The sequence below is a fragment of the Streptomyces sp. CA-146814 genome (assembly GCF_050942385.1).
GTDB lineage: Bacteria > Actinomycetota > Actinomycetes > Streptomycetales > Streptomycetaceae > Streptomyces.
In genome coordinates, this window is record NZ_CP192068.1 from 2,380,885 (window position 1) to 2,394,222 (window position 13,338).

At 67.7% G+C, this 13,338-nt stretch carries 9 protein-coding genes; 2 read left to right on the forward strand and 7 right to left on the reverse strand.

Going from position 1 to position 13,338, the window contains the following annotated elements; all coding sequences use genetic code 11:
* Nucleotides 1-197 precede the first annotated feature (197 nt).
* Together ACQP09_RS10510 and ACQP09_RS10515 are read left to right on the forward strand one after the other, a co-directional pair.
* Nucleotides 198-6,704 carry a polymorphic toxin-type HINT domain-containing protein gene (locus tag ACQP09_RS10510; protein WP_433397856.1) on the forward strand — a complete coding sequence of 2,169 codons (6,507 nt, stop codon included), beginning with the start codon at nt 198-200 and terminating at the stop codon, nt 6,702-6,704.
* A 167-nt stretch (nt 6,705-6,871) separates the two neighbouring features.
* Nucleotides 6,872-7,276 (forward strand): hypothetical protein, encoded by a 405-nt coding sequence (locus ACQP09_RS10515; RefSeq protein WP_433397858.1) that lies wholly within the window; start codon nt 6,872-6,874, stop codon nt 7,274-7,276.
* A gap of 160 nt (nt 7,277-7,436) precedes the next feature.
* Here the strand turns inward: ACQP09_RS10515 and ACQP09_RS10520 are convergent, their stop codons facing one another.
* From ACQP09_RS10520 to ACQP09_RS10550, 7 genes are all read right to left on the reverse strand, one after another.
* Nucleotides 7,437-8,711 (reverse strand): tyrosine-type recombinase/integrase, encoded by a 1,275-nt coding sequence (locus ACQP09_RS10520; protein ID WP_433397859.1) that lies wholly within the window; start codon nt 8,709-8,711, stop codon nt 7,437-7,439.
* Complete coding sequence (locus ACQP09_RS10525; protein ID WP_433397861.1) at nt 8,711-8,941, reverse strand: helix-turn-helix domain-containing protein; 231 nt, start codon at nt 8,939-8,941, stop codon at nt 8,711-8,713. The genes ACQP09_RS10520 and ACQP09_RS10525 overlap by 1 nt, the downstream gene beginning before the upstream one ends.
* Nucleotides 8,941-10,386 (reverse strand): replication initiator, encoded by a 1,446-nt coding sequence (locus ACQP09_RS10530; protein ID WP_433397863.1) that lies wholly within the window; start codon nt 10,384-10,386, stop codon nt 8,941-8,943. The genes ACQP09_RS10525 and ACQP09_RS10530 overlap by 1 nt, the downstream gene beginning before the upstream one ends.
* Nucleotides 10,387-10,537: 151 nt before the next feature.
* A complete protein-coding gene (locus ACQP09_RS10535; protein WP_433397865.1) occupies nt 10,538-11,287 on the reverse strand; it encodes a DUF2637 domain-containing protein in 750 nt (249 codons plus the stop codon).
* A gap of 35 nt (nt 11,288-11,322) precedes the next feature.
* On the reverse strand, nt 11,323-12,714 hold the full coding sequence (locus tag ACQP09_RS10540; RefSeq protein ID WP_433397870.1) for an FtsK/SpoIIIE domain-containing protein: 1,392 nt from the start codon (nt 12,712-12,714) through the stop codon (nt 11,323-11,325).
* A gap of 1 nt (nt 12,715) precedes the next feature.
* The gene (locus tag ACQP09_RS10545; RefSeq protein WP_328560393.1) at nt 12,716-12,904 is read right to left on the reverse strand and encodes a hypothetical protein; all 189 of its coding nucleotides are present in this window, start codon (nt 12,902-12,904) and stop codon (nt 12,716-12,718) included.
* Complete coding sequence (locus ACQP09_RS10550; RefSeq protein ID WP_358225413.1) at nt 12,901-13,254, reverse strand: hypothetical protein; 354 nt, start codon at nt 13,252-13,254, stop codon at nt 12,901-12,903. The genes ACQP09_RS10545 and ACQP09_RS10550 overlap by 4 nt, the downstream gene beginning before the upstream one ends.
* Nucleotides 13,255-13,338 lie beyond the last annotated feature (84 nt).

Sequence of the window (13,338 nt, forward strand, 5' to 3'; positions counted from 1 at the left end):
TCGCGGTCACACCGGTCCCCTTCGTCCCCCGCGATGCCATGCAGCCAAGCTCTCCCGTGAAGGTCCCAAGAGCCGTGTGGCCGGAGGCGGGCACGGTGACCGTGGACGTGCCGAAGAGCGGTTCGTCCGTCGTCCGCGCAGGGAGGCTACCCCTTGCTCTGGGCAACTCCGAGGCATCCGGGTCCGTACGAACCCGGATGTTCGACCGCCAGGTGGCCCGGCTGGCGGGATCGAACGGACCTGTGTTCAGTCTGGAAGCCGCTGGCACGGCCACGTCGAAGACATCCGTCCGCGCCCGTCTCGACTACTCCTCCTTCGTCGGAGCGTTCGGTGGCGGCTACGCCGGCCGACTGAAGCTGGTCGAGCTGCCGGCTTGCGCACTGTCCACGCCGGCGAAGACCGAGTGCCGTTTCGCCAAGCCGGTCGATACCGTCAACGACACCGAGAAGCAGACCCTCACCGCCCCGCGTGTCTCCCTCGCGTCCTCCGGCGCCACGGTCCTGGCCGCGGTCGCGGCCGACGCCGGTATGGGCGGCGACTACAAGGCGACCCCCCTCTCACCCTCTGCGCAGTGGAGCACAAGCCTCAACACCGGTGACTTCTCCTGGTCGTACGCCATGAATGTGCCGGAGGTTCCCGGTGGACTGGCACCCAGCGTCGGTCTGTCCTACTCCTCAGGATCCATCGACGGGCGCACCGGCAACAGCAACAACCAGGCATCGTGGGCCGGGGATGGGTTCGACCTGTGGCCCGGATCCATCGAGCGCCGCTACAAGTCGTGCGCCGATGACGGGGTCGAGCGCCCTGACGGAGGCAAGCCGGCCGACCTGTGCTGGGCCTACGACAATGCGTTCATCTCCTTCAACGGCAAGGGCGGCGAACTCGTACCGACCGGCACCGACACCTTCCGGTTGCGTGAGGACGACGGCACAAAGATCCAGCGCAAGCGAGGAACAAGCACGGACGTGCGGGCGAATGGCGCCCGGGACGACGAGTACTGGCAGGTCACCACACCTGACGGGGTGCGGTACTTCTTCGGGTACAACCGTCTGCCCGGCTGGGCAACCGGCAAGGAAACCACCGACTCCACCTGGACCGCCCCGGTCTTCGGTGACGACGCGAACGAGCCCTGCCACGCCTCCACGTTCGCCAACTCCTGGTGTCAGCAAGGCTGGCGCTGGAACTTGGACTACGTCGTCGATCCGCACGGCAACGCGATCGCCTACTACTACGACAAAGAGTCGAACTCCTACGGCCGCAACCTGGACGAGAAGGCCAACACCCGCTACGTCCGCGGCGGCTCCCTCGACCGCATCGAGTACGGGCTGCGCTCCGACAGCATGTACTCGGCCAAGGCCCTGGCGAAGGTCGACTTCACCAACGGCAAGCGATGCGTGCCCTCGGGCAGTACCACCTGCCCCGAGGTGGAGACGGACGCCTTCCCCTGGAAGGACACTCCGTGGGACCTGAACTGCGACACCGGTGCGACCTGTGATCGGGGCCGACTCGCACCAGTCTTCTTCACCACCAAGCGGCTCGCTTCCGTCGCCACCCAAGTCCTGCGGAACGGCACCTACGCGGACGTCGACTCGTGGACGCTCAGCCACCGCTGGGGAATGGCCGACACCGATTACCAACTGCTGCTGGAGTCCATACAGCGCACGGGCAGGAGCGCCACCCCGGCCATCACCTTGCCGAAGACCACCCTCGGATACACCCAGCTCGTCAACCGCCTCGACAGGCCCGACGACGGCTACGCCCCCTTCGTGAAGGAACGCCTCAGCTCTGTCTGGGACGATGCCGGCGGCCAAATCGACGCCAACTACTCGGCTCCCACGTGCAACGCGGAAGCGCTGCCGACCCCTCAGACCAACGCCACCCGGTGCTTCCCTCAGACCATCGGAGCCACCAGCACCGACGACGGCGAGCTGCATTGGTTCAACAAGTACGTCACCTCGACCGTCACGCTGACCGACCGCACCGGTGGCTCGCCCGACCAGGTCACGATGTACGACTACCTGGGTGACGCCGCATGGCACTACGACGACGATGACGGGCTGACCAAGGAGGAGACCAAGACCTGGTCGCAGTGGCGAGGCTATGGTCACGTCCGCGTCAGGACGGGTGGACGGGGCGGCGCCGCCGCGATGAAGTCCCAGGCGGACAGCTACTTCCTGCGCGGTATGAACGGTGACCGCAAGGCGCCGTCCGGCGGCACCAAATCCGTCACCGTGGCCCTCGGTACCGGAGAGGGCGACGCTCTCACCGACCACGAGTCGGCCGCGGGCTTCGAGTACAAGACCGTGCAGTACTCAGGCCCCCAGGGCCGCGTCCTCGGCAAGACCGTGAGCCGCCCCTGGCACCACGAGACCGCGAGCAAGGTCCGCTCCTGGGGCACAGTGACGGCCAACTTCACCGGCACCGCACAGACCCGGTCCTGGACCTCGCTCGATGACGGCGCCGGCAGCCGGTGGCGGACCACAACGACCTCCAACACGTTCGACACCGTCGCTGGACGCATCACCCAGATCGACGACCGCGGCGACGACTCCACCACCAGCGACGACAAGTGCACCCGCACCTCCTACCCGACGGCGGGCACGATCCTCGCGCTTCCCTCCCGGGCGGAGGCGGTCTCCAAAGCATGCACCACCACCCCCGCACGTCCTGGCGACGTCATATCCGACATCCGCACCGCATATGACGGCCTCGGCTACGGAGCCACACCCACCAAGGGCACCGCCACGGCAACGGCGATACTCAAGACGCACGACGGCACCACGGCCACCTACACCGAGACAGCGGCCACCTACGACAGCTACGGCCGCAAGCTCACCACCAACGACCTGAGTGGCACCGTCACCGTCAAGAACGACACGGTGACCCGGACCCCGCGCAGCGACGGCCTCGTCACCACCACGGCCTACACACCGAGCTCCGGCTTCCCCGCCTCGGCCAAGGTCACCACTCCGCCGGCCAAGGGCACGGACAGCGCCACCGCTCATACGACCACTACCGTCCGGGACCCGCTGCGCGGCATGCAGCTGAGCATCACGGACACCAACGACAAGGTCACCAACTTCGCCTACGACGCACTCGGGCGGAAGACAAAGGTCTGGCTCGCCGACCGCCTGACAGGCGAGACCCCCACGTACGAGTACAGCTACACCGTCGGGGAGAACCAGGCGATCGCCGTCGGTACCAAGACGCTCGGCAACGACAGCGGCCAGGACACCTCCTACGTCTTCTACGACGGCTTCCTCCGCCCGCGCCAGACGCAGGCTCCCGGCCCGGAGGGCGGAAAGCTGCTCACCGACGTCTTCTACGACGAACGCGGCCTGGCGACAAAGGAGTTCCTGCCCTATTACGCCACTGGCAAGCCCTCCACCACCCTCGTCAAGCCGGAGGACGCCCGCGGCATAGAGACGCAGAACCGCTACACCCACGACGGAGTCGGCCGGCAGACGGAACACCGGCAGATGTTCGGCGACGGCGACGGCGGCCAGGTCCTCGGCATCACCCGGAACATCTACGGCGGCGACCGTGTCACCGTCATCCCGCCCGTCGGCGGAACCGCCACCACCACCCTGACCGACGCTCGCGGCCAGACCACAGAACTGCGCCAGCACCACCAGCGCACGGTCGACGCCTCGTTCGACGCCACGAAGTACGACTTCACCCCAACAGGGGTTTTGGCCAAGGCCACCGACCCCGCAGGCAACCAGTGGACCTACAAGTACGACCTTCTCGGGCAGGTCAAGGAGACCACGGACCCCGACAAGGGCATTTTCACGTACTCCTACGACGACCGGGGGCGCCTCACCTCCACCGAGGACGCCCGCAAGACCAAGCTCGCCTACGCCTACGACGGACTCGGCCGCCGAACCGAGATCCGCTCCGACTCGTCGAGCGGCTCCCTGCGGGCCACGTGGACGTACGACACCATCAGCGGCGCCAAGGGCCATTTCGCCGAGTCCACACGGTACGCGGACGACGGCAAGGCCTATGTCAACAAGGTGGTCGCCTACGACAAGCTCTACCGGCCACTGCGCACCTCCGTGACGATCCCGGCCACCACCGCCAACGCCGGACTCTCCGGCACTCACTTGTCGACCGTCACCTACAAGTCGTCCGGTGTGGTCAGCGGCGTCGGCCTGCCCAAGGCGGGCAGCCTGGCCGCCTCGTCCGTCGTATTCGTCCATGAAGACGCGACACTGCGGCCGATTGCCGTGAACGGCCGCGAGGGCATCAAAGCCACAACCTCCTACAGCCTGACCGGCAAGCCCCTGGAGCACGAACTGTCCAACGCGGGCGGCAAGAGGACACAGGTGTTCAATGAGTACGAGCCCGGCACCCGGCGGCTTCTGAACACCCGGGTCGATCGCGAGGACATCCCTGGCGTCGACCAGTCGTCCACCTTCCGCTACGACGAGGCCGGCAATGTCCTCTCCGTCTCGGACACCTCGCGCACCGGTACTGACAACCAGTGCTTCACCTACGACCACCTGCGCCGCCTGACGAAGGCGTGGACCCAGTCCACCAATACCTGCGCGGACGCGCCAAGTGCCGCCGTCATCGGCGGCCCCGTCCCCTACTGGTCCTCCTACGGCTACGACAAGACCGGCAACCGCACCGCCGAGACGGAGCACAACACCGCCGGTGACACCACGAAGAACGTCACCAGCACCTACGACTACCCCACCCCTGGAGCCACCACGGTCCGTCCGCACGGCCTGACATCGGTCACCCGCAAGGGCCCCGGCGTCACCCAGGGGGACTTCTACACCTATGACGCCACCGGCAACACCGAAACCCGCACCTTGGGCGGTGGCACAAGCCAAACGCTCAAGTGGGACGCCGAAGGCAAGCTCGTCAAGGTCACCGAGCCCGTCGAGGGCGGCTCACCGAAGGTCACCGACTACCTCTACGACGCTGACGGCAACCGTCTGATCGCCCGTACCCCGACCGAGTCCACGCTCTACCTCGGCAACACCGAGATCACCGTCGCCAAGGGCACCACCACGCCCAAGGGCACCCGGTACATCGACCTCGGCGGTGGCCACCAGGCCGTCCAGGAAGACAACGGCAAGGTCTCCTTCACCACCGCCGACCACCACGGCACCGCACTGCTCTCCATCGACGCCGCCACCCAGCAGCTCAGCCAGCGCCGAAGTCTGCCCTTCGGCGGAACCCGCGGCTCGGAACCAGCCACCTGGCCCGGTACCAAGGGCTTCGTCGGCGGCACCATCGAAAAGTCCACCGGCCTGACTCAAGTCGGTGCCCGCTCCTACGACTCGGCAACCGGACGCTTCCTCTCGGTCGACCCGATCATGGACCTGACCGACCCGCAGCAGATCAACGGCTATGCCTACGCCAACAACAACCCCCTCACCTTCTCCGACCCCACGGGCCTCTACTGCGACGGGTGCAGCCACGGCAACCCAGACTCCGCCTGGGCTCCTGACAAGGGCAACGGACCGGGCTGCAGCACTTACGGCTGCAGCACACCTAAGGGGAAGCCCAAATCAGCAGGGAGCGGCGGGAGTTCAGGTAAGGGCAAGCCGCAAGTCGGCCCGGCAGTGGCGATCAACGTCAGCCAGAAGAACGGGCAGACCAAGATCGAGGGCGTGATCATTCCCGCGGCCCGCGAATTGGAGGGCATGTACCCCCAGTACGCCGAGGAAAAGCGCATCGAAGCCTGGGCGGAAGGCAAGTGCCGCAACGGGGACAGCGAAACCAAGGCGTTCTGCGGAGCTGCTGAGGCGCTGGGGATCATCGACCACACACCCAACCTCTTCGACCAGATCATCTCTGCGCTCATCGTCCCCGACGTCGATGCCTGGAAGAGCTGCCTCTCGGGCCAGAGCGCTACCGCATGCGGATCTGCCGCTCTTGACCTGCCCTGGGCGCGCGCCCTGAAGGGCGTCAAAGTCCTGAAGGCCGCAAAGAGCTGCAACAGCTTCGTTCCGGGTACCGAAGTCCTCATGGCCGACGGCACGACGAAGCCCATCGAGGACGTCCGTATCGGCGACAAGGTTCTGGCCACCGATCCCCGGACCGGCGAGACCTCGGTCAAAACGGTGACAGCGGAGATCACCGGCACCGGCCTGAAGAACCTGGTGACTATCGCCCTCGCCATCGAAGGCGAAGAGGTGAGCATCACCGCGACCGACGGCCATCCGTTCTGGGTACCCGCCCTCAACTCCTGGATCACCGCCGGTAACCTGACTGCAGGGCAAACGCTCAAGACCACCAGCGGTAAGACCTTCCAGATCACGAGCGTCAGGCACACGAAGCAGCAGGCTGACGTTCACAACCTCACCATCGCGGACCTGCACACGTACTATGTGCTGGCGGGCGAGACTCCCGTGCTCGTGCATAACTCCGGAGGCTGCCCTGATCTGGATGCGCTTTCGCAGAGCGGAATGCGTCCAGCAAAGGGGAAGACGACTCATGCAGGTCGTGAGTACCAGAAGCACATGAACCGCGGCGATCTTCCTGTGGTTCCCGGCAAGGAGTTGAAGACTGCCGGGCAGGATTTGTTGGACGACATTCTGACCAATCCGCAAACCGCTACGTCCGCTGTAAATTCCGGCAACTTCGCGGGCGGAACGCGATATATCATGCCGGACCCTGCTGGTGGGCGCGGGATCGGTGCAACCTTCGACGCAAATGGGCAGTTCCAATACTTCGGGCGGTACTAGGCATGTTGGTAATCGAGCCGTGGGACGCGAAGGCGCGCGGCGACGCTAGTCGCGCTGACCTTCGGGGTGCGATCGCGGGGGCGTCTGTGAGTGCGGTCCGCTACGTAGTTCCACAGGGGGAAACCTGGCCCGAAGGGCACAGGGAGGATCGTGCTCATGAAGTCGACATGGCCGTTGACCTGGTCATGAGCACCGGGGCCGCACTGTCCCTGTCCTGGGCGATGGATGGCCTCAATGAAGGGATGGCAATCGAGCTTAGGGATCCTGGAGAGTCGGACGCCGACTTGCCTGGGGATACTGTCGACGTGAGCGACCATGTCGATTGGGAGAGGTTTCTCGGGGTGGATATTGTGGAAATCAGTCCCGCCTGGCACGTTCCCAACGAAGGTTGTCCTGAAATGCCGTGGGCGTATCGCCTTGGATTCTCCAATAAGTCAAGCCTGGTTATTGCTCTAGGTGCGGCTGAGGGGGAGGGATTTACGTATATGCCCGACGAGCTGATCGTGTTCTTCGACGAGAGCCTCGCAGCTGCCTACACGATCCCAGCGAGTGATACTTCTTCACGTGGATAGGTTGAACCGAGTCGGGGGGTTCGGTAAACGCCTGGCGCGGGACGCCTGATATCTGAGCATCTCCATTGCTCGGGAAAATTGATCAAACAGGCCCCGCCGGAATGATATCCGGCGGGGCCTGGCGTCTTCTGACGGCAACGCTGACGGCAACGTCAGCGGACTACGGCTGCGGTGGGTGGGTCGTCGGGGCGTCGTCGCCGTTACCGAGGGCGTTGCCGAGGGTGTCGATGGCCTGACGCTGGAGGCGGAGTCGTACGTGGGCGTAGACGCCGGCGGTGACGCCGATGTGGGCGTGGCCGAGGAGTTCCTTGATGACGACGAGGTCGACGCCTTGTTCCAGAAGCAGGGTGGCGGTCGAGTGTCGGAGGTCGTGGAAGCGGATGGTCCGGAGTCCTGCGCTGTGGAGGAGGCGGCGGAAGCGGCGGGTCAGGTTGCCGGGGTCGAGCGGCCTGCCCTTCGGGGTGGTGAAGATGAGTCCGTTGTCCGTCCAGCCCGTTCCGGCCGCCTGGCGCTCTTCCTGCTGCTGTTCCTGGTGGATCTTGAGGGAGCTCAGACATTCGGTGGGGAGGGCGATGCGGCGTTCGGAGGCGAGGGTCTTGGTGTTCAGGATGGTCAGGCCCTGGCTTCGGGTGCGCTGGAGGGAGCGGTGGATGGTGGCGGTGCCGCTGTCGAGGTCGAGGTCTTCCCAGTGGAGGCCGAGGAGTTCGCCTTTGCGGAGTCCGGTGCGCAGGGCGAGTTCGTACAGGGCGTGAAGCCGGTAGCTGCTGGTTGACTGGAGGAACTTCCGAGCTTCGGTGGCGGTGAGGGGCTGGAAGCGTCTGGGCCGGGGCGTGGTGGTCTTGACGTTGCGGGCGACGTTGCGCGGCAGTTCGTCCTCGCGGACGGCATGTTCCAGGGCGGACTTGAGCACAGCGTGGACGTACGTCACGGTCAGCGGCGAGAGCCGCTTTTCGCAGCACTGGCCGATGGCGCAGCAGGACCGCCGAACAACGTCTCGTTCCTGGGCGCAGCACTGGCAGGTGGTGCGGAGTCCGTCGAGGAAGGTGCGGACGTCGCGGGTGGTGAGCCGGGCGAGCTTCTTGACGCCGAGGCCGGGGTTGAGGTGGAGGCGGATGGTGGCCGCGTAGCGGGTGTGGGTGTTCTCCCGCAGGTGGTGAACGGCGACGCCGTCCAGCCAGTACGCAAGATAGGCGCTCACGGTGCTGTCGGCCGCTGCGACGGGGAGGCCGCGGTTGCTGGCGGCGATCTTCTCGGTGAGCTTGGTCATCGCGTCTTTGCGGGTGGTGCCGTAGACGCGGACGCGGCGGCGGGTGTTGCCGGGGGCGAGGACGTATCCGGCGGCTTCCCAGCGTCCGTCCTTGCGCTGGTAGACGGTCCCGTCGCCATTCGCACGGGCACGGGAGCGGCGGGAGGAGGCGGGGCGGGGTGTGGTCATCAGGCGGCTTCCTGTTCGAGGCGGGTGCGGATGAAGTCGGTGAGGGCGTGGTTGGGGATGCGGCGGGCGCGGCCGAGGGTGATCGAGGCGAGCTGTCCGGTGCGGAGCAGGTCGTAGACGGCGGAGCGGCCGAGCTGGAGGCGGGTCATCACCTGGGGCACCGTGAGCAGATCCAGCGCCGGAGCCGGGGCCGCTTCCGCATGGAGGACGGTGAGCGGGGGCGAGGCCATCAGCAGCCCCCTTCGGCCGCGAACTGCCGTTCCAGTTCCTTGCGGTGCCAGACGTGGGCGGCGAGGAGTGCGCCGCCGGGGCTGTAGCCCGAGCCGAGGTAATCCCAGTGGCTGACGACGAGCGTGGTCGTCGAGTCGACGTCGGGCAGGTCGGCGTGGGCGCGGGCCTGTTCGGTGCGCCAGGTGCGGCGGGCGTCGCGCAGGGCGCCGAGGGTGGTGGAGTAGCTGCGGGACTTGGTGGAGAAGTGGCCCCGGAAGCCGAGCATGTGCGCCCACTTCCGGAGCTTGAGGTGGGCGAACTCGGGCAGCGCTCCCAGCTCCCAGCAGGTGCGGATCATCTGTCGGACGTGGCGGGCGACGGCGAGCCGGGGCAGGGGACGGGCCTGTCCGGTGCCGCCGCAGCCGGTGCACGGGAGCGGCGTTCCGTGGGGCAGGAGGGTGGCGCCGCGTCCCTGGCAGGGGCGGCAGAGGAGGGTGTGGTCGAGGGTGCCGGAGGCGTCGGCGGACTTGGTGGCGTACTTGGCCACGTAGGCGGCCACGGCCTGGTCGGTGAGTTCGGCGTCGGTGCCGAAGGAGGCGATCTCGCGCACGTCGAACTGTTCGCCCCAGCCGAGTTCGCGTTCCCCGACCGCATCCGACTTCACCGTGACGCGGACCCGCTTGGCGGCGGCGCGGGCAGCCTTGGTCAGTACGGCGACGGTGGCGTACGGCGGAGGGGGCTGGCTGCTGCCGTCCGGGCCGTCGAGTCGGATGACGGCGTGGAAGTGGACCAGGCCGCGCTGCTGGTACTCGGCGACCTTGGCGAAGGAGACCCGCAGGACCGCGTGGGCATCCTTCTGGGTCATGCCGAGCGCGGCGGCGATCTCGCGGCGCAGGTAGGTGGTGAAGCGCGCCCACAGGGCGGAGGCGTGGGCGTTGAACAGGACCGCGCCTTCGTAGTCGTACGTCGCGGGGTTCAGCGGCGTGCCCAGCAGGGCGTCCGTGGGGTCGTGGAGCTTGCGGCAGCGGCAGGGCCGGATGTCGCCGCCGGGGGTGGCGAGGCGGTTGTGGACGGGTCCGAACGACGGCGGGGTGAGGGTGACGAAGGCGCGGGGGTGGGTGCGGACGGTGTCGGGGACGGTCTTACCGCCGGAGAGGCCGGCGCGGATGAGGTGGTAGGTGTCGGCGGCGTAGAGGCGGGAGCAGGCCGGACAGCGAGAAGCGCGGCGGTTGCCACAGGTGGTGAGCAGGCTGCCCGTGGGCTCCTCGGAGGAGGTGTAGGAGCGCAGGACTTCACCGGTCGTGGTGTCGACGGTGGTGGTGTGGCCGGTCAGGCGGATGGGTTCGGTGCAGCCGCCGAGGTGTTCGATCTGCTGCTGTGCGCGGTTGAAGTCGGGGTGGTTGACGAGGTGGATCAGGTCCCGTACGGCGGGGCTTGCCACGTGGCGCAGGTCCAGGGTGACCATTCGGGGCGTGTCCCTTCTGTCGGGTGGGTGGCCCCGAGCAGCAACCAGCCAGGCGAGGAGGCATGTTGGTGCTGCTCAGGGCATGACGAACCAGGGCCCATGGACGGGCGTGGGGTTCGGCGAGGGGGATGCGGCCGGTGGGGGCCGGGGCTCAGAGCTGAGCGAGTGCGGCGGTGGCCACCGGCAGGGCGACGCCCATGCGAGTCCCCAACTGGGCCGCTGTGATCGGCGCTTCGTGATCGGCGCGATGGGTGTCCGCGATGCGCCGGGCCGCGTCCAGCAGGGCAGCCGGCAGGGCCGGGACGGAGGCGGGTCGAGCCGTCTTCGCGACGGTGACGGGCAGAGCAGTGGCCGGAGCCGGGACGGGCTGCGGTTCCTCGGCCGGGGCGGCAACGACGACCGGGATGAAGGGCGGGGGTGCTGATTCGGGGGCGGGTGCTTCGTCGGGCACCGGGTCGAAGGCAGAAGCGGGAGTGTCCTCCAGGCGCGGGGTCGGACGGGTGAGGGTCTGGAACTGGGCAAGGAAGGCAGGGCCGACGTGGCCCCAGCCGAGCAGCAGGATCGGGGCGACGGTGTCCAGGCAGGCCCGTCCGTAGCGTCCGGCCAGCAGCGGTTCGGCGGTGTTCAGCGCGAGGGTGAGCAGGCCGCACAGGTGCAGCAGCCGGGTGCCGGCCCGCAACTCGGCCTTGGGCACGCCGCGCAGGGCCAGGAACCGCAGCGCAACCAGGAGCCCGACGACAGACAGGTCCACCATGGGGGCGATCAGCGGCGCGATCGGATGGGGGACACCGAGCCGCAGGGCGAGCGCCCAGACGTTGCCGAAGGAGAAGACGAAGGCCAGGGCCGCGATGACTGCCATGACCACGGTCACGGTGCGCCGGGTGAACCGTTCCTCCGCCATGTCCTCAACCTCCTTTCCGGTGTGGGCTTTCGGGGCTACTTGGTGAGCGACGGGAGGGGTGCCGTGGTCCGGCCGGTCGAGGCGAGGAGGGCGTCCAGGCAGAGGTCGGGGTCGGCGGTCAGGTGCGAGGTGGCTTCGGCGACGCGGGCGGCGTCGGCGTCGGAGACGTAGGGGGTGCGGATGCGGGTGTAGCCGGGGCGGCCCTGCATCGCCATCACCGCGACGCCGACGTAGGCGGGGTCCTGCAAGGTGACCGGGCTGGCATCGGGCCAGTTGCGGATGTCGTCACCGAGTGCGGCCACCGCGGCTTCCACGGTCTTCTGGGCGAAGGACAGCCCGATGGGGCACACGTCACGGATGAACGTGGGGATGGCGTCGCCGGTGGTCTTCTGGCTGATCAGGATCACCAGGATGCCGACGCTGCGGCCCTTCTTGACCAGGTCCTCCACCAGTCGGGCGTTCTCCGCCGTCAGCGCGGCCAGCCGTTTGGTGGTGGCGTCACTGCCCTTGTACTCGCGGAAGTACGTGTGTGCCTCATCGATGATCAGGACCGTGAGCGGCCACTGCGGCGAGGGCCCGACGTGCCACATGTTCTTCACGCCCAGCACGTCACGGATGGTCGCCGAGCGCCGCTTGCGCAGCTCCACCAGGCGCTTGAACAACGCGTTCGCTTCATCGAGATCGTCTCCGCAGAACGCGAACATCCGCTTCACCAGGTCGGCGTAGTCGCCCTCCGAGGCCCGCGACACCTTTCCGTCCGCCGTCACGATCTGCACGGACGGAGACGGAGCGAAGTCGCAGACGAACTTGTTGACCCCCGAGGTCTTGCCCGAACCCGGGACGCCGGCCACCGTCACTCCGGGCACGTTGGCCAGGGACACGCACACCTTCGCGGCGTACTCGTCGATGCCCAATTCCCAGCGCGTCAGGTCCACGGGCGGGAGGCCGGTGGGCCGGTGCGTGGTCGGCGTGGTCAGGGGGTCGGAGCGCACGCCCCGGATCACTACCCTGCCGGGGCCGTCCGGCAGGACGGAAACCCGCGTGCACCGCCAGGCGTCCGCCAGGAACCGCGCCGACTTCTGGTACTCCTCCAACCCGACCTTCGGCAGCGTGCGCGCCTGGACGATCACGCCGAACGGGTCGGGCTTGACCTTGATCCGGGGCGTCAGCACCCGGGGCGCAGGGGTGGGGCCGTCCTTGGATGCGGTGATCTGGGCGAGGAGCCCCGGGGTCTTGTCGGTGACCGTCAGCCCGGCCATCCGCGCGAGCCGTACCCAGCCCCAGCGCACCCGCACGGCCTGCCGCATGCTGACCCGCGTGCCCCGGTCGGCCCGCATGTAGCGCACCACCGTCACCAGCAGCCACACACCCATCAGCACGACCACGACCAGCAGCGCGTCCGGCGCGTACTTTGTCACGGCATCCATGTCATGCCCCCTCTTCGCGTATCAGGCGGAGCACGTGGGCCAGGTCCAGGCGGCCCGCTTGCTCCGGGCTCAGGCCGAGCAGATCGAGCACCGCCGACGAGGCGGAGAACGTGGCCTTACCCTCGCTCCCCGGCAGGGGCCGGAGCGGGTGCAACTCCCGCTCTGGCGCGGCGTTTTCGAAGCGGATCACTGGGCCGCCTCCACCGTCACCAGCTCCAGCCGGGCAGCGCGGTAGGCGACGCCGTCGGAGAGCTGACCGTTGAAGATCCGCGCCCACGGGGTCGCGAACAGGTCCACCGGCCGGACCATCGCGCCCGGCTTGAGCCCGGCGGCAAGGCCCGTCTCCGGGACGGTGATCTTCAGGACCTCGGCCCGGCCGTCCTCCATGAGCATCACGGTCACCGTGTACAGCGACGCCCCGGTCTCCCGGTCGGTAGCGACCTCCCCGGTCTGCTGGTCCTTGATCTTCAGAACCGGCTCGGTGCCCGCGATGCAGACCGCCGACGGCAGCAGGGCAACACGGATACGGGTCATGGCCATGCCATCACACCCCTTGTTTCGGTGGAGCCGCTTGATCGACTCGCCATAACCATAGCGGTACGCCCGCTACACACGCAACGCTCG